This is a genomic window from Halorubrum persicum, assembly GCF_002727125.1.
Taxonomy (GTDB): domain Archaea; phylum Halobacteriota; class Halobacteria; order Halobacteriales; family Haloferacaceae; genus Halorubrum; species Halorubrum persicum.
In genome coordinates, this window is the sequence record NZ_NHOA01000003.1 from 23,719 (window position 1) to 42,151 (window position 18,433).

Sequence of the window (18,433 nt, forward strand, 5' to 3'; positions counted from 1 at the left end):
CCGCCGAACCGGCTACCGGTTCGTCTGTCCGTCGTCCGCCGCGCTCGCCGGACTCTCGGTGTCGTCGTCGCCGGCGTCGGCATCCTCGGGATCGAAGTTGGTGGGGACGACCGTCGGGTGATCGATACCGACGGACGACTGACTGTGTGCGCTCATGGCTCTACGTGGACGTACGTGGCCTCCCCTCTAAAAATTACCCATGGGCATAACGCATCCGTGCTGCCGGCGGCTATGCCTCGGGGTTATCAAACGTCCCGTAGTCGCCTACTGGAACTCTTCGTCGTACAGGTCCTGTGCGTGTTCGATCGCGTCCTTCGCGGCCTGCTTGTCCTCCCAGCCGAGCGTTTCGACCTCCTTGCCGGCCTCGAGGTTCTTGTAGGTCGCGAAGAACTCGTCTATCTCGTCGAGCGTCTGCTGCGGGATGTCGTCGAGGTCCTCGATGTGGTCGAACCGGGGGTCCTCGGTCGGCACCGCGATCACCTTGTCGTCCTGCTCGCCGTCGTCGTCCATCTTCATCAGCGCGACGGGCCGGGCCTCGACCACGCAGCCGGGGAACGTCTGGTCCTCGACGAGCACCATCACGTCGAAGGGGTCCTCGTCGTCGTAGTACGACTGCGGGATGAAGCCGTAGTCGTACGGGTAGTGGACGTTCGAGTGGAGCACCCGGTCGAGGACGACGCCGGGGATGTCCTTGTCGTACTCGTACTTGTTCCGTTCGCCTTTGAGACACTCCACGACGGCGTAAATCTCGTCCGGCGCGTTCGGTCCCGTCTCGAGATCCTCCCAGAGGTTAGCCATGTACCGGGTACTCCGTCCATCGGTCGCAAAGTCCTTTCGGGTTCCGTCGCGACTTCTGCCGGCGGACGCCCTCCCGCATCGGCCCAACCTCGTCGAGCGGGCTTCTCTCGCCCCCGACGTCGCTTTGCTGGTACTGCGCCGCAAGCCACGGCTCACGCCCAGATCCGCGAGTTACTCTCCTCGCTCTCGCCGAGTGTTTCACCCGCAGGTCGCATCGGTACCGGCGAGAAACACCGATATGTCGGGTGACACATTTCACCCAAACGACCCGGTTTCGTCGACGGATTGTCGTGTATCCGACGTTACGGTACGCGATCACTCGATAGTGGCGTTTCGCCGAATCGAACTGTTCGGCCCCGTTCTCACAGGTATCGGCACGATTCGCTGCCCCGAGGTCCGCTGACGTATTAAAACGTTCGTGAACCTTGAGAAAGGTTATAAGTTCGGGTTCCCTTCCTTTAGCCATGTCAGAGGCACAATCAGTCGCTGATGAATCACCGACGCGAACGGCAGCGGACCTGACCGCGTTCCAACAGAACATCCTCACGATTCTCTCGGAGGAGCCCATGTACGGGCTCGCGATCAAGCGCGAGCTCGAGTCGTACTACGGCTCCGAGGTAAACCACGGGCGGCTCTACCCGAACCTCGACGACCTCGTCGAGGACGGGCTCGTCGAAAAGAGCGAACTCGACAAGCGGACCAACCAGTACGAGCTCACCGAGGCGGGCCACGACGCCGTTCTCGGCCAGCTGGAGTGGGTCCTCGACCGGTTCGTCACCGACGAGGAGCGCGCGGACGAGATCCGCGCCCTGATCAACGCGTAACGACCCCACTCATCGGTGTCTCGGGCGGCAACTGAATTTTGGCACACGCGCGCGGCGAAAGCCGCGCACGCTCGATCACTGAGCGACGGCTCCGCGAGGCCCGACCTACGACGTTTCGGGACCGTCCACGTCCGCAGCGACCGCTTCGATCACGTCCAGCGACTCGTCGACGACGGCCAACTGCTCGTCGCTCGGCCAGCCGTTCCGCGGGAAGTACTCCTCTCGAAACTCCTCGCGCATCTCGGGGGTCGCGTCGTCGACCGCGCGGACGTAGTGATTGCTCATGAACGCCGCGAAGCTCCGGGCGGTGTCGGCGTGGACCGCGTCGCGGGCGTCGGCGACCGCGTCGGCGACCGCGTCGTTGTACGCGGCGACCTCGCGGTAGCGGTCGGCGTCGCCCGGCCCCGACAGCGAGACCTCGACGGCCCGGTCCGTGGTCTCGATCCTGTCGAGTTGGACGGTCCCCGCCTCCATCCACTCCTCGGGGTACAACACGAGCGTGTCGTCGTCCTCGCGGATCCGCGGGACGTAGTCGTGGCTTCCGACCAGCTCGTCGCGACGTTCGCGGTAGAACGCGGCGGCCGACTCCTCCTCCGTCCGTCGGGCGAGCCGGGTGAGCCGTTCCGCCTCGTCGACGGTCTCGGTCGGCACGTCCGGGACGCGATCGTCGGCGTCGTCATCGGCCTCGCCGCCGGCTCCCTCCGCCTCCCCGTCGGTTTCCGCCGCCAGTACCTCGCGGGCCCGTTCTTTCGCCCACTCCGGGGGCTCGTCGTTAGTTCGCGTCATCGAGTGCCTCGTTCGCCAGTTCGTCGGCGCGTTCGTTTATCTCTCGCGGAACGTGGCCGATCGACCACCGGTCGAACCGCTCCAACAGCTCCCGGACGCGGACCCGCTTCTCGCGGAGCTCGGGGTCGTTGGCGTTCCACTCGCCGCGCACCTGTTTGACGATCAGCTGGGAGTCGCCGCGGACGTCGATCTCGTCGAAGCCGTACTCGTCGGCGGCCTCCAGCGCCCGGATCAGTGCGGCGTACTCGGCCTGGTTGTTGGTGGCGCGACCGATCCGCTCGCCGCCCTCGGCGACGATCCCGTCTGCGGTAACCAGACACCAGCCGACTCCGGCCGGTCCGGGATTGCCGCGCGAGCCCCCGTCGAAGTAGACGTGCGCGCGTCCGCCGCCCTCGCTCAGCAGGGTCGTCAGCCGGGTCGGGTCGCTTCCTTGCACGACGACCTTGTCGTCGTACGCGACGGCGACGGAGCCCTCTCGCTCGGCGCGCCACCGCTCGTGGGCGGTGTTCCCCTCCTCGATCCGGACGCCGGCGTCCGCCAACCGGGCTCGCGCGGTCGCCGGATCGCAGTCGATCGTGGGCATTCGGTCGGGCTCCGCGCTCCCGGGACAAAGGGTTGTCCGTCCGCCGTGGCGGACGTGAGACCGCCAGCGGCGCCGTCGTGTGACTACCGTTTCCCTCACGAAATTTTAAGTTAATCCGTTTGGATAGTATATAAATGCGATGACACGGCCAACCCGGCAACGGGATCACGACCGGCAGCGTGTGCGGGACGAGGACGACGCCGAGACCGAAACCGACGCCGAGGGGGTCGACGCCGACGGGGTAGACCCCGAGGAGTTCGACCCCGAAGAGCTCACCCGGACGGCCGACGGGGAGCTGATCCACGAGGAGACGGGGCTCATTGTCGAAGAGGAACAGATCGATCCCGGCCCGGAGTGGCGCGCGTTCAACCACTCCGAGCGGCAGGAGAAGTCGCGCGTCGGCGCCCCGACGACGAAGACGATGCACGACAAGGGGCTGACGACGACGATCGACTGGAAGGACAAAGACGCGTACGGGCGCTCTATCTCTTCGAAAAAGCGGTCGCAGATGCACCGGCTGCGCAAGTGGCAGGAGCGCATTCGGACGAAGGACGCGGGCGAGCGCAACCTCCAGTTCGCGCTCTCGGAGATCGACCGGATGGCGAGCGCCCTCGGCGTTCCGCGGTCGGTACGCGAGGTCGCCTCCGTCATCTACCGACGCGCCCTCAACGAGGACCTGATCCGCGGGCGCTCGATCGAGGGCGTCTCGACCGCCGCCCTCTACGCCGCCTGTCGCAAGGAGGGGATCCCGCGCTCGCTCGAGGAGATCTCGGACGTGTCGCGGGTCGACCGCAAGGAGATCGGGCGCACGTACCGCTACATCTCCCAGGAGCTCGGCTTGGAGATGCGACCCGTCGACCCGAAGAAGTACGTTCCGCGGTTCTCTTCGGAGCTCGAACTGAGCGAAGAGGTCCAGTCGAAGGCCAACGAGATCATCGAGACCACGGCCGACCAGGGGCTTCTCTCCGGAAAGTCACCCACGGGATACGCCGCGGCCGCGATCTACGCCGCGTCGCTGCTGTGTAACGAGAAGAAGACCCAGCGCGAGGTCGCCGACGTGGCGCAGGTCACCGAGGTCACCATCCGCAACCGGTACCAAGAGCAGATCGAAGCGATGGGGATCCACAGCTAGGCGCCGCCGCGACCGCCCTCTCCGTCTTTTCGGCCCCTTTCCTCCCGCCCGCTAGCAACGTTCAAGCCGCCGCGCCACGAACGGTCGACGAATGCGGCTCGACGAGTTCATCGAGTTCGAGGCGAACGAGCGCGCCGAGCGGCGGCGCCTCGCCGCCGAGAAGGATTACGGGGTTCTCGACCACCTCGACTCCTTCGAGCGGCGCTTCGAGGAGCACATCTCGGACGACGCCGTGGTCGGCAGCGTCTCGCCGTCGATCTTCGTCGGCCGTGCGAACTACCCCAACGTCTCGACCGGGCTGCTCTCGCCGGTCGGGCGCGAGGAGCGCGCGGACGCGTTCGAGACCTCCGCGGCGTGGTACGACGAGGGCGTCTCCATCTCGGACGTGTTCGACCGTCGGACCAGCCTGCTCAACTCGACGCGGGGAGTCGACGTGGCGGACGCCGGGGCGACCGGCGGGGTGAAGTCGGTCGGCGGCGGCGGTCCGGCCGAGAGCGTCCACGACGCGTGGGACGGGTGGTTGGGCGTTCAACGCGAGGTCGCGATCGCGGACCGCCCGGTCGACGTGGAGATCGGCCTCGACGGCACCCCCGATCTCGACTTCGACGTCGGGACGGAGGACATCAAGACGCCGACCGGCCCGCGCGCGGCGGCCAGGACCGCCGACCTCGGCGAGAATCCGCACGTCCCCCGCCCGGTGAAGAAGACGCTCGAAGACGACGACTGGCGCGCCGAGGGCGCGATGACGTACCTCTACCGCCGCGGGTTCGACGTGTACGAGATCAACACGATCCTCTCCGCGGGGGCGCTCGGCCGCGGACGGAACCGACGGCTCGTCCCGACGCGCTGGTCGATCACGGCCGTCGACGACACGGTCGGGCAGTTCCTCCGCGGCTCGATCCGCGACAATCCGACCGTCGACCGGATCGAGGTCCACCGCAACGAGTACCTCGGCAACGCCTTCTGGGTGATCCTCGTGCCGGGACGGTGGGAGTACGAGCTCGTCGAGATGAAGTCCCCCGGCTCGATCTGGAACCCCGATCCCGAGGCGGGGGTGTACCTCGCGGCCGCCAGCGAGGGCCGTGAGGGCCGGACCGGCTACGTCGAGGAGACCGCGGGCGCCTACTACGCGGCCCGGCTCGGCGTCTTGGAACACCTCGACGACCGCGGGCGACAGGCGAAGGCGCTCGTGCTCCGGCACGTCTCCGACGACTACTGGGGTCCGGTCGGCGTCTGGCAGGTGCGCGAGGCGGTCCGGAACGCCTTCGAGGGAGAGCACGGGGCCGCGGAAACGTTCGGCGAGGCGGTCCGCGGCGTCGCCGACCACCTCCCCGTGTCGCTCGGTCGCCTCCGACGGAAATCGACGATGGCGGCCGGGCTGCAGGCGAATATCGGGGACTTCGTCGACGCGGGGTGAGGGGGCGGCGGCGTCCGCCTCTCCCGACCGTTTTAGTCGCCCCGGTGAGTGGGAGCCCACATGGTACCGATGGTCCCCGCGTTCGGCGGTGTTCCCGGCGGTCCGGAGCTGCTGATCCTCCTCGTCGTCCTCGTGCTCCTCTTCGGCGTCCCCCTCGTCGTCATCGCGGGGGTCGTGTTGTTTTTCAGAACGCGCTCGGACGGCGCCGATGCCGACGCCGACCGGATCGCGGAACTGGAGGCGGAGGTCGAGCGCCTCCGCGAGAAAGTGGACGACGAACCGGCCGAGAGCGACGGCGACGATCGCGGATAAGCCGACGCGCCGAGTGCGACCGAGGCCGGGGTGAGGGGTCGCGGTAGTCCCGATCAGTCCTCGGCCCAGTAGTACAGCTCCTCGCGTGGCGCGTCACAGTTCGGGCAGCTTTCCGGGAGCTCGGTCCCGATCTCGCCCATCTCGCCGCACTCCCAGCACCGCCACATCACGTAGGCGGTCCCGAACACGTCGCGGGCGTCCGTGAGCGTCAGCGGCTCCGACCCCGACGGCGACGACACGTAGAAGCCGTCGTCGTCGACCCCGCGAACCGTCCCGAGCTGGTCTCCGTCCTCGTTGTACACGGACTGGCCGATGCTCACGTCGGCGAACACGGGTTCTTCGCTGGCCATGCGCGGCTGTACGCGCTGATCCGTCATAAGTGTGGTAGGTGATAGCACGACTATCGAAGCGTCCGTGTCAGCGAGACGCTCAGCGGCCTGTCGTGCTGGGAACGGACCGATACTGCGTCGGCGACGGGTCGGCGGCGAACACCGCCCAATCCGCCCACGCTCGAACGACGACTCAGGCGACCGGCGTGCGCTCGACGACGGTGCCGTTCACGGTCGGGTACTGCTCGACGATTTCGCCCTCCGCCAAGTCGCCGTCCTCGACCATCTCCTCGAGGAGCCACCACGCGACCTCGACGTGGTCCGACTTGACGGTGTAGAACTCCTCGGGGACGCCGAGCGCGTCGAAGCGGTCGGGGTCCGCGAACGCTTTCCCGTAGACGAGGGTGCCGTCGTCGGTCACCTCGTCGAACTCGCGGCGGATGTTCTTCGCCATCCGCTTGAGCCGGTTCCGGTGTTGGGCGGCGTCCTTGAACACGGACGTACAGAAGTACACCTTCTCGTGGCTCGCCATCTCCGAGACGATCGCGTCGTCCTTCGACCCCTCGACGGCGGACATGTGGCCCTCCTGCAGTTCGAAGCCCTCCTCCTGCATCCGGCGGTAGTTCCCGTCGGACATCTCGAACTCGTTGATGTTACAGAACTCCGCGGCGCCCTCGTCGAGGAACTCCAAGAACTCCGGCTCCGCGCGGATGCCGGGGATCTCGAAGGCGGGGGTAAGCCCCTCTTCGCGGGCGATGTGGAGGATCTCTTCCCACTCGGTCCCGTGCATGTCGCCCCACATCTCGAGCGGCGGGTGGAAGCGGATCTCGTCGAGACCGGCCTCCGAGAGGCGGCGCATGTTCTCGCGCCCGCCCGTGACCCCGGTGTAGAGGTGGGTGTGGTGGTCCTCGCCGAACTCGTCTTTCAGCAGTTCGAGGTACCGGGTCGTCTTCGCCATCGCCTCCTGCGGTTCGCCGCCGGTGATCGAGGTGCCGAGCGCGCTCATGCGCTTGGCCTCCGCGATCACGTCCTCGTCGGACTCGACCTTCCGCTCGTTGGCGTACACGTCGGTGACGTTCTTCCGGTTCTCTCCGAGGGGGCAGTAGAAGCAGTCCCGCTGGTCGCAGTAGCCGTAGACGAAAAGCACCATCTTCCCGCCCTTGGCGCACTGTTCACAGCCCTTGGAGATCATCTACTCCCCTCTACCGGCCGCGGCCTCAAAAAGCGTCCGAACTGTGCGCCCCCGGGTGAGCCGTTATCACGGGGGGTTCCACGGGGCTCTCGAACCGGTCCGTTTCCCGAAACGAACACAAAGTATGTACCTCCCCCCGCACGACGGCGGGTATGAGAAACGAGACGACCGCCGACGAGACGACCGGCACCGACGCGCTCAGTCGCCGCCGCGCGCTCGCGGTCGGCGGCGCGGTGGGGCTCGCGAGCCTCGCCGGCTGTACCGCCCTCGACGTCGCCACCGGTGGGGAGCCCGCCGAGTTCGCGGCCGGCACTGCGACCGTCGGTGACGCGACGCTCGACGAAAGCGGGTACGAGATCAACGAGGTGACCGACCGACCGATCTCCCGTGAGGTCGAGGTGGCCGGACAGACCCGCGAGGTGCGCGTGACGAACACCGTCGCCGAGTACGACAAGGCCGTCGAGCTGTTCGGCGAGCGCTACCAGGCGGCCGTCTTCGCCGCGGTGACGACCCCCCAGATACAGGTGCTCGGACAGGCGCTCAACCCGATCGCCGAGATGAGCACCCGCGAGCTCGCCGATCTCATCCTGAACCGCTACGAGAACGTCGGCGACTTAGAGCGCGGTTCGGAGTACACGACGACGATCCTCGCCGCCGACGCCGAGGTCGTCGTGTACACGACCGAGGGCGAGATCGAGGGGACGGGCGCGAGCACCGAACTGGAGCTCCACATCGGCGAGCCGGTCGGCGTCGGAGACGACTTCGTGCTCCCCCTCGCGGCGTATCCGTCCGGGTTCAGCGACGGTGAGAACGTTCGGCAGATGATGAACGGGATCGAACACGAGCCGAACGAGGAGAACTGACGGCGACGCGGTCGCCGAAGTCGCGGGATAGCGGAGGGAGCCGAAAACATATGCCGACCCCCCGCGTACTCCCGTACGATGCTGCTCGTCCTCTGTGTCGACCTCGACGACGACCTCGGCCGGAAGACGGGGATCCCCACGCCCGTCATCGGCGCCGACGATGTCACCGAGGCCGCGGTCGCGCTCGCGACGGCGGACCCGGAGGACTCCGACGTGAACGTGCTGTTTCAGGGCGTCAACATCTACGACGAGCTGGCGGCCGGCGGCGAGTCGGTCGAGGTCGCCGCCGTCACCGGTGTCGACGGCGCCGACGTGAAGGCGAACCGCGCGGTGGGACAGGAGGTCGACCGCGTGCTCGCGGAGCTCTCGACCGGCGAGGAGGTCTCGGCCGTCGTCATCACCGACGGCGCACAGGATGAGTCGGTCCTCCCCGTGATCCGCTCGCGGATGCCGATCGACGGGATGCGGCGGGTGGTCGTCCGGCAGGCGCAGGACCTCGAATCGCTCTACTACACGATCAAGCAGGTGCTCGCGGACCCCGAGACGCGCGGCACGATCCTGGTGCCGCTCGGCGTGCTCCTCCTCATCTACCCGCTCGTCGTCGTCGCCAACCTGTTCAACATCGCGGGCGCCGCCGTCCTCGGGATCCTCTCCGGGGTCGTCGGACTCTACTCGCTGTTCCGCGGGCTCGGGCTCGAAGACACGGTCGACGGCGCGGCCGCCTCCGTCCGGAACGTGCTTTACACCGGGCGGGTGACGCTCGTCACCTACGTCGTCGCGCTCGCGCTGATCGTCGTCGGCGGGGTCCAAGGGATGGAAACGGTCGAGGTCGTCCGCGGCGTCCGCGGCGGGGGCGTCACCGTCGGCGTCGCGCTCGCGGCGTTCGTCCACGGGTTCGTCCAGTGGCTCGCGGTCGCCGGGGTCACCTCCAGTCTCGGCCAGATCACCGACGAGTACCTCGCGGGCCGGTTCCGGTGGCGGTACCTCAACGCGCCCTTCTACGTGCTCTCGATCGCCGTCGTGTTGTACGCCGTCTCCGGGTTCTTCCTGCCGGCGGCACAGGGCGTCACGTCGCTCGGGCTCTCCGACCTCGCGATGGCGCTCGCGGCCGGGACGCTCACCGCCGTGTTGAGCACGCTCGCGTTCGCTGTCGCGGAGTCGCAGCTCCCGTCGGCGGACCCGGCGTGAAAAGCGAGCTACTTCTCGAAGCGGCTTACCGCGGCGTCCACTCCTCGCAGGCGTCCATGTCGTCCATCAGCTCGTCGCGGTGGCCGCAGTACGGCTGCATTCCCTGCTCCGTGCGGACGTAGTCGAACTGCGCGCAGTTCCCGCAGTAGGTGTCGCCCGGGCCGTCGCGCGCCGTGGGCGAGACGCCGGGTGTGATCGGTTCGCCCGTCCCGTCCGGCGACTGCCCGGCGGACCCGGCCGGCTCGCCGCCCGCTCCGCCGCTCCCGTCGAGCGGAGACCGGATGTCGGTCGCGGTCGCGCCCCCGTCGCTCACGCCGGCGGGGTTCGATCCGTTGGTCGGTCCGGACGGGCGGGGCGATCCGGTCCCCCCGGACGGGCCGGCGGATCCACGGGAGCCCGGTTCGGAGCCGGAGCCGGAGCCGCTCTCACCGTTCCGGTTCGTCTGCGTCTCCACGTTTCCGTCGGGGGTTCCCCCGAGGAGGCCGACGCCGCCGCCGCGGTTGAGCTCGGCGCGATCGACCTCGATCACCTTCGTCTCGCCCTTGTGGGTCACCTCCATCGTGACGGTGCCGCCGGGGTCGTTCCGGGTCTTGAAGTTGGCCACGCCGACGAACACGCTCCACAGGGTCGTCGCGGCGCCGACGAAGTACAGCCCCGCGGTCGGCAGCGTGAGGTCCGTCAGATCCGGACGGGGGCCGCCGACCCACTGGTTGGGGTACGCGTACGCGAACAGCGCGACGCCGAGACACATCACGGCCGCCCCGACGACCGCGGCGACGCGGGTGTTGCGGTCCGCCGGGAGGACGGTCATCACGCCGAGCAACACGAGGGGGACGCCCACGCCGCCGAGCACGCCGCCGAGCTGCCGCGCCTCGCCGGAGTTGTAGCCGCTCGGGAGGACGACCTCCGCGGCCACGAGGATCCCGGCGACGAGGAGCAGCGTTCCAGCGACGAACGCGCCCACGCCGACGTACAGCCGGCGCGGATCGACCTCGGAGCGCCCCCGCCCGCCGTACGCCTCCGAGAGACTGGTCATACGCGCCCTACGTCGTCCTCCCTGAAAACAGTATGTCAGACGTTCGCCTGCGGCGGGGGACGGGACGGGGATCCCCCTCGCCTAGCGACGGGAGCCGCCTCAGACCAGCGCGTCCACGTCGACGTTGGCGTCGAGCAGCTCAGCCATCCGGTCGACGGTGCGCGCGTCGCGGGTGCGTCCGCCGCGGACGATCCCCTCGGCACGATCGATGGCGGTGACCGTGTCGGTGTTCACCGCGAGGACGGGCTTGTCGGCGTCGGCCGCCTTCCCGAGCACGGCGCCCGAGGGCCGGTGGCCGCCGGTCAACACGAGACACGCGACGCCCGAGGCTTCGAGCGCCGCGGTCTGGACGTCGGCGCGGTCGCCGCCGGTGATCACGGCGGCGTCGCGGGCGCGGCGGAAGTAGCGGAGCGCCTCGTCGCCGCCCATCGCGCCGACGAGGAACCGCTCGACGAAGCCGTCGGTCGGGGCGTCGGTGAGCAGCTCCGCGCCGAGCTCGTCCGCGAGCTCGCCGACGGTGACCCCGGCCAGCTCCTTCTCGGACGGGATGGCGCCGAACACGGTGATCCCCTTCGACTCGAGGAACGGGATCCCGTCCTGATCGAGCGACTCGAACGCGTCGTCGGAGACCTTGTTGAACACGACGCCGGCGAGCCGGTCGCCGAACGCGTCGGCGGCCGCGATCACCTCGTCGAGGTCGTTCGGGGAGTCGTACCCGGCGACCAGCACGACCTGCGCGTCGAGAAGCTCCGCCACGTCCACGTCGGTGAGGCCGACGACGCCGCCGGTGGTCCAGCGCCCGCCGCCTTCGATGAACATGTGGTCCCGATCGGCCGCGAGGTCGTCGTACTCCTCGCGGATCCGCTCGCGGAGCGCGTCGGCGTCCTCGGTGCCGCGGATCGCGCCCTCGACGAACGTCGGCGAGTAGACGACGGGCTCCATCTGATGCATCTCGGCGTCGAGGTCGAGCACCTCGCGTGCGAGCATGGGGTCCTGATCGAGCGTCTTGCCGACGTTCGACTGGAGCCGAGTCCCCTTCGGCTTCATGTAGCCGACGCTGCGGTCGCGGTCGGCGGCGAGCCGCGCGAGCGCGACGGTGATCGCTGTCTTTCCGGCGCCTTCTCCGGTCGCGGTGACGAGTGTCGTGGGTGTGTCTGTCATGGGTCGAGTTTCTCCGGGTCAACCGTAAGTCTCACGTCGACGGCGGCGGCGTTCGTGCCGCCGTCGGCGTCGGGCAGTGCGACGAGCGGATTGATGTCGAGTTCGAGGATGGCCGGGAAGTCGGTGACCAGCTGCGAGAGCCGACCGATCGTCTCGACGACGGCGTCGACGTCGACCGGGTCGCGTCCCCGGGCGCCGCGCAGCAGCGGCGCCGACTGGATCTCCTCGGTCATCTCGCGGGCCTCCGGCTCGGAGACGGGCGCGACGCGGAAGGTGGTGTCCTCCATCACCTCCACGAAGATCCCGCCGAGCCCGAACATCAGCAGCGGGCCGAACTGCGGGTCGCGGTTCATCCCGACGATCGTCTCGACGCCGTCGTCGAGATCGACCATCTCCTGCACCTGCACGCCGAGCACGGTCGCGTCCGGCTGGTAGTTTCGCGCGCGGGTTATCAGGTCCTCGTAGGTGTCCGTCACCTCGTCGTCCTCGACGCCGACGGCGACGCCGCCGATGTCGGACTTGTGGAGGATGTCCGGCGAGACGATCTTCATCACCACGCCGCCGTCGATGTCGGCGGCGACCTCGCGGGCCCGCTCGGGGCTGTCGACGATCTCACCGGCCGGCGTCGGGATGCCGTAGGCGTCGAGCAGCTCCATCGCCTCGACGCCGAGGCGGTTGTCGTCGCGGTCGCGCACCGCGCCCAGAATCTCGCGAGCGCGCTCGCGGTCGACGTCGAACGACATCGGGTCGGCGTACTCGCGCTGTTTGATGTCGCGGTACCGCGCCAGCGTCGCGAGGCTCTCGATCCCGCGGGCGGGGTCGAAGTAACAGGGGATCCCCTTCGACTGGAGCTGCTGTTTCGGCTCGCGGGTCCGGTCGCCGCCCATCAGGCAGGCGGCGACGGGCGCGTCCATCTCGTCGCTTACCTCGCTGATCGCGTCCGTGAGGTCGTTGAAGTCGATCGTCGCCGTCGGCGCGGCCAGCACGAGGGCGGCCCCGACGTTGTCGTCGGCGACGGTGATCTCCAGCGCCTCCCGGAACCGCTCCACGTCGGCGTCGCCGATCACGTCGACCGGGTTGTGGATGTTCGCCTCGTCGGGCATCGACTCGGCCAGCGCGTCGCTCGTTTCCCCGGTGAACGACGCCATATCGAGGTTGGCGTCGCCGACGGCGTCGGTCGCCATCACGCCGGGGCCGCCGGCGTTGGTGACGATCGCGACGCTGTCCGTGTCGGGGAGCGGCTGGCTCCCGAGGATGCCCGCCGAGTCGAACAGCTCGTCGACCGACTCGGCGCGGATGACGCCAGCCTGATCGAGGCCGGCCTCGTACGCCTTGTCCGAGCCGGCGAGCGTGCCGGTGTGCGAGGAGGCGGCCTGTGCCCCCGCGCTCGTCCGCCCCGACTTCACGGCGACGATCGGGGTGTCCTGCGTCGTCTCGCGGGCGGTGTCGATGAACTCGCGCCCGTCCTCGATCCCCTCGAGGTAGCCGATTATCACGTCGGTCTCCTCGTCGTCGCCCCAGTGGTCGACGAAGTCGGTCTCGTCGAGGACCGCCTTGTTGCCCAGCGAGACCACGTCTTTGAAGCCGATCCCGTTGTCGTTGGCCCAGTCGAGGACCGCGGTGACGAACGCGCCGGACTGACTCATAAAGGAGAGCCCGCCCGGGAGCGCGTTCTCCGGGCCGAACGTCGCGTTCATGCCCGAGGGCGTCGACATGATCCCCAGGCTGTTGGGGCCGACGAGGTTCAGGTCGTACTCGTCGGCTATCTCCGCGAGGCGTCGTTCCCTCGCGGCCCCGTCCTCTCCCGTCTCGCCGAACCCGGCGGTGATCACGACGACGTTCCGGACGCCCGCCTCGCCGCACGCCTCGATCGCGTCCAACACGATCGACGGCGGGACGACGACCACGGCAACGTCGGCGTCGGCGTCTGCGACCTCGTCGACGCAGGGTGTGCCGAGCACCTCGTCGTAGTTCGGGTTGACGGGGACGGTGTCGCCGTCGAAGTCGTCGAGCAGATTCGACGTTACGGCGCGTCCGACAGCCCCCTCTCGGGCGGTCGCGCCGACGACGGCGACCCGGTCCGGGTCGAACAGCTCATTGAGCGTACCCATCGGTACGTAGTTATACGCACCGACGGTTTAAGATCGACGGGAGCGTTCTCATCGGCTGAATATTAATGAACAACCGATCGCATCGACGCCCACTCGTTTGAGGACCGGAGTTGTAATCCCCGGTTCAGTCCGCATTCCCACGCTTCGGACCCCCATTCGGATCGCGGTCCGTCGAGCGTCCTGACCGACCCGCTCACTCCGCGTCGTCGCCGCCCTTGGCGTCCGATCCGCGGCTCTCGGGCTCTCCGGGGGCGGACCCGTCCGTTCGTATCTGGGCGTTCATCGGGCTCATGGCGGCGGTCCTCGGGCGGTTCGGCGGGCTCGCTCCGACGGACCCCTCGCCGGTCTCGCCGGTCTCTGCGCTCGGCACGGTGAGCGTCACGATGTTTCCGCCGTCGTGAGTGTCGAAGGTCAGGTCGCCGCCGGACCGGTTCGCGACCCAGTACACGAGCCACAACCCCATTCCCCCGGTGTGGCGGAGGTCGTCCATCTCCCACCGGTCGGTGATGACGTACCGCTCCTCGACCGGGATCGGCGGGCAGTTGTCGCGGATCGACACCTCGACCTCCTCGTCCGTCACGCACACGTCGATCCGAATTCGCGGGGTCGACTCCGCGTGTTCGATGGCGTTCTCGACCAGCTCCGCGATCGCGTAGTCGAGCTCCGGGTGCGTGAACGCGCTCGCGTTCGGCGGGTACGACACCGACACCTGCGGGGTGGTCGGGCCGTCGCCGCCGCTCGGCTCTCCGCTTGCCGTCTCGCCGCAAGCCGTCCACGCCTCGTCTCCGGTGTTGCTCCCCGCTGTCTCCCCGTCCTCGACCGGGTCCCGATAGGCGAGATCGATCGGTTCGTTGCAGTCGTCGACGACCATGCCGAGCGCCTCTTCGACCACGGGCGCGAGCTCGACCTTCTGGGGCGCTCTGCGCTGTCGCAGCAGGTCGATCACGCCCCGCTGCTTCTCCGCCGTCGTCAACAGGTCGGAGGCGACCCGTCGGATCGTCTCGGCGTACTCCTGTAGGTCGGCGCCGAGTTCGGCGAGGGCGTCGGGATCGACCCGGTCGCCACCATCCCCGCCGCCCCGATCGTCGTCACCGTCTTCCGTCTCGGCGTCCGCGACGGCGCCGCTCCACGTCTCCGGATCGAACGCGTCCGCCGCGGCGACGGACGAGAGGATGCGCTCCGCCGTCCCGTCGACGATGTTCATGTCGTTGCGGATCGTGTGTCGCAGGAGGTTGTCCATCACGGCGAGCTGTCGCTCGCGCCGGTACTCGTCGGTGACGTCGCGCACGAACCCCGTGACCGCGACCACCTCGCCGCTCTCTATCACCGGCTCGCCTGGCACGCGGACCCACTTCGTGGTCCCGTCGGCCGACCCGAGCCGGTAGTCGATCAGCGTGGACTCCCCGTTCGAGAGCCGCTCCATGGCGCGCTCGACGTAGGGGCGGTCGTCGGGATGGACCGCGGTGAGGAACCGCTTGGGTTGCTGTTCGAGCGCGGCCGCCGACACGCCGAAAATCTCCTCGACGGCGTCGTTGACGAACAGCAGCTCGTCCCACTCCGCGGAGAACATCCAGAACACGTCGGCCGACACCGACGCGATCGTCTCCAGTCGGCGTCTGGACTCGACCTCGGCCGTGATGTCCCGCGAAGTCAACACGTACCCGTCGACACCCGTCTCCGCCGGCGGATGTACCGCTGTCCGGAGCCAGACCCACGTGCCGTCAGCGGTGCGGTATCGATACTCCTGCGGCTCGTCGGGCGTTAGCTCGCCGGAGACGATCCGCGCGAAGATACCCCGGAGCTGCTCCTCGTCGTTGGGGTGAACGAGTTCGAAGGCGTCCCTCCCGATGAGTTCCTCCGGGCGGAACCCCAGCAGATCGGCGACGGACGCGTTGAGATGACGGTAGATCCCGTCTTCGTCCAGGACCGCGATTTTGTCCCCCGAGAGATCTAAAAGAACGGCGGGATCCGGGGGCTCGGTCATATGGTTACCGCTTCTCGAGGTGGTTAATAAGGCTGACCGCCAAATTATCACGGGTGAAACAACCCGACTGCGCGCTCAGTCGGCCGAGACGCCGGTGGTGTCGAACGCGACGCTCACCGGGTCGGCGGCCGCGTCGTCGACCGTCAGCGTGACGCCCCCCTCGCCGAGTTCGATGGTGGCGTCGGTCGCCCCTCGCGTGTACTCCGCCGCGTGATCGCCGTCGGGGTCGAAGCGGACGCCCTCGACCAGCAGGGGCGTCTCGCTGAGCCGTTCGACCTTGCGGTACGCGGTCGAGAGCGCGATGTCGCACGCCTCGGCCAGTTCGCTCGTCGTCATCGCCGTGTCGGCGGCTCCGAGGATCGCTCGACAGTCGGGGTCGGCGAGCGCCTCGAACGTGTCGTCGAGCGTCTCGTCTCCTTCCGTCGCGGTCGTCGGCCCGGCCGCCTGCGGCGCGTTTCGCTTCATGGACGTAGGTACCGGCTCCGACTACCCCAACACCGGCCCTGCATATGTGGGGTATTTTATAAGGGAACGCCGATCGTCGTCGTTCGGAACCGCCGCGTCGACGCCCTTCCGCGTGCTCACGCCGGCACCGACACCGCGCTCCGCGGAGCCGCATCGATGCCGACCTCCCCCGATCGACGGCGTCAACGTTTTGCCGGGGGGCTGATACGAATGGAGCAGATGGGATCCGGAATCAGGGCGGAGGTCTCGCTCCCGACGGCGGCGCCTTCCCCGTTCGACGGCGTCGTCGACGGGTCGTCGCCGATATACAGCGTCGCGCGTAGCACGTCGGCCGACGACACGGAGACGGTCGTCCTCGAGTTCATCGCCGACGCGGATCTCCAGGTTCCCGAGGGCGTCGACGTCGTGTTCGACTACGGCGCCAAGGCCGCCTACCGGTTCGAGGCCCCCAGCGTCGACGCATCGCCGTTCGCGGTGCTCGACCGGCACGGCGTCCCCGCGTCGGAGACAACGATCCGGGACGGGCGGTTGCTCCTCACCTTTCACACGACCGACCTGCCGACGCTCCGCTCCGTGCTCGACGAGTTCCGAGAGTTCTGCTCCGACATGCAGGTGTTGCGGCTGCTCCAGTCGTCGTCGACGCCCGAGGAGTCGGACCTGGTCACGGTCGACCGGAGCGAGCTGACCGAGCGCCAGCGCGAGGTGCTCACCGCCGCCTACGACGCCGGCTACTTCGACCATCCGAAGGGCGCCAACGCCGGCGAGGTCGCGGCGTCGCTCGACATCGATCGCTCGACGTTCTCGGAGCACATGGCGGCCGCACAGCGAAAGCTGCTCTCGACGCTGCTCGACTGATCGGGATTGTGCCACCCCTCGCCGTCGTTCTCGGCGCCGTCGATCATCGGATCTCCGACCTGTCGGATTCCGAACTCACAGGAATCCGATCTATCCTTCATGTGGATCGGTGCCGTACTCAACAGTATGAGCCCACGGACACACACGATCGTCTGCCCGGAGTGTCGCCGATCGATCGAGGTGGACGACGAGATGCGGGCGACGCTGCTCGAGGCGGGTTGCGTCGTCTGCGGCGCCCCGCTCACCGAGGGCGACATCGGTGACCAGCGGACCGCGTAGCGCTCGCGCTCCCCTCCGGTCTCTGGGTCCCCGCTTCCGCCGTGGAGCTTCCGCCCCCGGCCGTCGCTCCCCCGCTGCGGCCGTCGCCATCGGCAGCCGTCGGCCCCTCCTCGCCGAGTCTCGTGTCCTTTATGCCTTCGTGCCCAGAGAGATAGCGTATGGCGACGAGAAGCGAGGTCGAGATGTCCGACGCGGAGGTTGACGCGCTCCTGTCCCGGCACGAGACCGGGGTGCTGTCCCTCGCGCGCGACGAGACCCCGTACGCGATCCCGATCTCATACGGATTCGACGAGGAATCGCGGCACGCCTTCCTCCGGCTCGTGTCAACGCCCGACAGCGAGAAGCGGAAGTTCCTCGCGTCCACTCCCCAGGCGCGGATCGTGGTGTACGAGGAGGGCGGCGAGAGGGACCGCGAGGAGTACGCGAGCGTCGTCGGCGTCGGCACCCTCCACCGGGTCGACCTCGACGATCTCACGCCCGAGTCGATCGCGCAGTACGGCGAGGCTCGACGGCCGCTGTTCGAGATCTGGGCCGAGGGGAAGGCGGACCTCGACATCGAACTGTACCGGTTCGAGCCCGAGCGGCTCACCGGGCGCACCGTCGTCGTCGACCGCGACGAAGAGTGAATCGGTAGCTCGTCGATCGTGTCTCACCGGCGCGTACCGCCGGTCGTCCGTGAGCCGTCGACTCGAGGGGTTCCGTTCTCGTTGCTGGTTACAAGGCTCTCGGCAGCCCTGCGGTGAACACCTCCGAAGACCCAGTCGGGAGGTCTCACGCGACTCGCAGTGGTCTTCGGTCCTCGCGTCGTCGCGCTTCGCCCTTCCAGCCGGGGATTTGGAGGTTGGCGCCGCCGGGCTGTCGGAGTTCGGTTATCACCGAGAGCGATCGGGTTTCGACGGCGGTCTCCCGCAGTTCACGCCGACGAACTCGTGGAGTTGGTCGCGGAGTCCGAGGCCGAAGCGCTTCCGCTCACGCTCGTCGAGCCGCCGAGGAGGGAGCGGTTCGAGTCACCGCGCAGCGTGGTGACCGTCTCGCCGTTGTGTCTGACGATCAGGGTCCACGGGCCGTCGCCCGCGGGAATCCGCATCGTCCCGTTGTAGCGGGCGACGCCCGTGGAC

20 protein-coding genes and 1 pseudogene are annotated in these 18,433 nt (G+C 68.5%); 9 read left to right on the forward strand and 12 right to left on the reverse strand.

The window, feature by feature from the left end:
- Nucleotides 1-12: 12 nt before the first annotated feature.
- Nucleotides 13-156, reverse strand: a complete 144-nt coding sequence (locus DJ69_RS18120; RefSeq protein WP_180271680.1) for a hypothetical protein — start codon at nt 154-156, stop codon at nt 13-15.
- Nucleotides 157-264: 108 nt separating this feature from the next.
- Entirely contained in the window at nt 265-798 is a 534-nt protein-coding gene (locus DJ69_RS00305; protein WP_099253773.1) for an inorganic diphosphatase, read from the reverse strand.
- A 464-nt stretch (nt 799-1,262) separates the two neighbouring features.
- Between DJ69_RS00305 and DJ69_RS00310 the strand changes: the two genes are divergently transcribed.
- Entirely contained in the window at nt 1,263-1,622 is a 360-nt protein-coding gene (locus tag DJ69_RS00310; RefSeq protein WP_099253774.1) for a PadR family transcriptional regulator, read from the forward strand.
- Between the two features lie 105 nt (nt 1,623-1,727).
- Here DJ69_RS00310 and DJ69_RS00315 read toward each other — a convergent pair whose 3' ends face one another.
- The gene (locus DJ69_RS00315) at nt 1,728-2,408 is read right to left on the reverse strand and encodes a DUF7108 domain-containing protein (RefSeq protein ID WP_099253775.1); all 681 of its coding nucleotides are present in this window, start codon (nt 2,406-2,408) and stop codon (nt 1,728-1,730) included.
- Nucleotides 2,395-2,991, reverse strand: a complete 597-nt coding sequence (gene rnhA / locus DJ69_RS00320) for a ribonuclease HI (RefSeq protein ID WP_099253776.1) — start codon at nt 2,989-2,991, stop codon at nt 2,395-2,397. Before rnhA ends, DJ69_RS00315 begins: the two co-directional genes overlap by 14 nt.
- A gap of 181 nt (nt 2,992-3,172) precedes the next feature.
- On the opposite strand from rnhA, the gene DJ69_RS00325 reads away from it, so the two are divergent.
- The 3 genes from DJ69_RS00325 (at nt 3,173) to DJ69_RS00335 (ending at nt 5,852) form a co-directional block, all read left to right on the forward strand.
- Complete coding sequence (locus DJ69_RS00325) at nt 3,173-4,123, forward strand: transcription initiation factor IIB (RefSeq protein WP_394338343.1); 951 nt, start codon at nt 3,173-3,175, stop codon at nt 4,121-4,123.
- A 91-nt stretch (nt 4,124-4,214) separates the two neighbouring features.
- Nucleotides 4,215-5,540: a DNA repair protein NreA gene (gene nreA, locus DJ69_RS00330; RefSeq protein WP_099253778.1), complete on the forward strand. Its 1,326-nt coding sequence runs from the start codon at nt 4,215-4,217 to the stop codon at nt 5,538-5,540.
- A 60-nt stretch (nt 5,541-5,600) separates the two neighbouring features.
- Nucleotides 5,601-5,852 carry a preprotein translocase subunit TatA gene (locus DJ69_RS00335; protein WP_099253779.1) on the forward strand — a complete coding sequence of 84 codons (252 nt, stop codon included), beginning with the start codon at nt 5,601-5,603 and terminating at the stop codon, nt 5,850-5,852.
- A gap of 53 nt (nt 5,853-5,905) precedes the next feature.
- Here the strand turns inward: DJ69_RS00335 and DJ69_RS00340 are convergent, their stop codons facing one another.
- Nucleotides 5,906-6,202 (reverse strand): DUF7130 family rubredoxin-like protein, encoded by a 297-nt coding sequence (locus tag DJ69_RS00340; protein WP_099253780.1) that lies wholly within the window; start codon nt 6,200-6,202, stop codon nt 5,906-5,908.
- A 172-nt stretch (nt 6,203-6,374) separates the two neighbouring features.
- Entirely contained in the window at nt 6,375-7,373 is a 999-nt protein-coding gene (locus DJ69_RS00345; RefSeq protein ID WP_099253781.1) for a radical SAM protein, read from the reverse strand.
- A gap of 152 nt (nt 7,374-7,525) precedes the next feature.
- Here DJ69_RS00345 and DJ69_RS00350 point away from each other — a divergent pair, with 152 nt between their 5' ends.
- Nucleotides 7,526-8,236 (forward strand): DUF6517 family protein, encoded by a 711-nt coding sequence (locus DJ69_RS00350; RefSeq protein ID WP_099253782.1) that lies wholly within the window; start codon nt 7,526-7,528, stop codon nt 8,234-8,236.
- Nucleotides 8,237-8,314: 78 nt separating this feature from the next.
- Nucleotides 8,315-9,424, forward strand: coding sequence for a DUF373 family protein (locus DJ69_RS00355; protein WP_099253783.1), 1,110 nt, complete (start codon nt 8,315-8,317; stop codon nt 9,422-9,424).
- Nucleotides 9,425-9,449: 25 nt separating this feature from the next.
- Here the strand turns inward: DJ69_RS00355 and DJ69_RS00360 are convergent, their stop codons facing one another.
- The 5 genes from DJ69_RS00360 to DJ69_RS00380 form a co-directional block, all read right to left on the reverse strand.
- The gene (locus tag DJ69_RS00360) at nt 9,450-10,460 is read right to left on the reverse strand and encodes a DUF7139 domain-containing protein (RefSeq protein WP_099253784.1); all 1,011 of its coding nucleotides are present in this window, start codon (nt 10,458-10,460) and stop codon (nt 9,450-9,452) included.
- A gap of 99 nt (nt 10,461-10,559) precedes the next feature.
- Nucleotides 10,560-11,621 (reverse strand): phosphotransacetylase family protein, encoded by a 1,062-nt coding sequence (locus DJ69_RS00365; RefSeq protein ID WP_099253785.1) that lies wholly within the window; start codon nt 11,619-11,621, stop codon nt 10,560-10,562.
- A complete protein-coding gene (locus tag DJ69_RS00370; protein ID WP_099253786.1) occupies nt 11,618-13,732 on the reverse strand; it encodes an acetate--CoA ligase family protein in 2,115 nt (704 codons plus the stop codon). Before DJ69_RS00370 ends, DJ69_RS00365 begins: the two co-directional genes overlap by 4 nt.
- Before the next feature lie 193 nt (nt 13,733-13,925).
- Nucleotides 13,926-15,716, reverse strand: a complete 1,791-nt coding sequence (locus DJ69_RS00375; RefSeq protein WP_099253787.1) for a PAS domain S-box protein — start codon at nt 15,714-15,716, stop codon at nt 13,926-13,928.
- 75 nt (nt 15,717-15,791) lie between these two features.
- Nucleotides 15,792-16,181, reverse strand: coding sequence for a winged helix-turn-helix domain-containing protein (locus DJ69_RS00380; protein ID WP_099253788.1), 390 nt, complete (start codon nt 16,179-16,181; stop codon nt 15,792-15,794).
- A gap of 219 nt (nt 16,182-16,400) precedes the next feature.
- Here DJ69_RS00380 and DJ69_RS00385 point away from each other — a divergent pair, with 219 nt between their 5' ends.
- The 3 genes from DJ69_RS00385 to DJ69_RS00390 all read left to right on the forward strand — a co-directional run bounded on the left by DJ69_RS00385 (nt 16,401) and on the right by DJ69_RS00390 (nt 17,941).
- Nucleotides 16,401-17,036 (forward strand): helix-turn-helix domain-containing protein, encoded by a 636-nt coding sequence (locus DJ69_RS00385; RefSeq protein ID WP_099253789.1) that lies wholly within the window; start codon nt 16,401-16,403, stop codon nt 17,034-17,036.
- A gap of 126 nt (nt 17,037-17,162) precedes the next feature.
- On the forward strand, nt 17,163-17,315 hold the full coding sequence (locus DJ69_RS18125; RefSeq protein ID WP_180271681.1) for a DUF7560 family zinc ribbon protein: 153 nt from the start codon (nt 17,163-17,165) through the stop codon (nt 17,313-17,315).
- A 158-nt stretch (nt 17,316-17,473) separates the two neighbouring features.
- Nucleotides 17,474-17,941 (forward strand): pyridoxamine 5'-phosphate oxidase family protein, encoded by a 468-nt coding sequence (locus tag DJ69_RS00390; RefSeq protein WP_099253790.1) that lies wholly within the window; start codon nt 17,474-17,476, stop codon nt 17,939-17,941.
- A gap of 287 nt (nt 17,942-18,228) precedes the next feature.
- Here DJ69_RS00390 and DJ69_RS00395 read toward each other — a convergent pair.
- Nucleotides 18,229-18,433 (reverse strand): annotated as a pseudogene (locus DJ69_RS00395) (hypothetical protein); the annotation flags it as partial.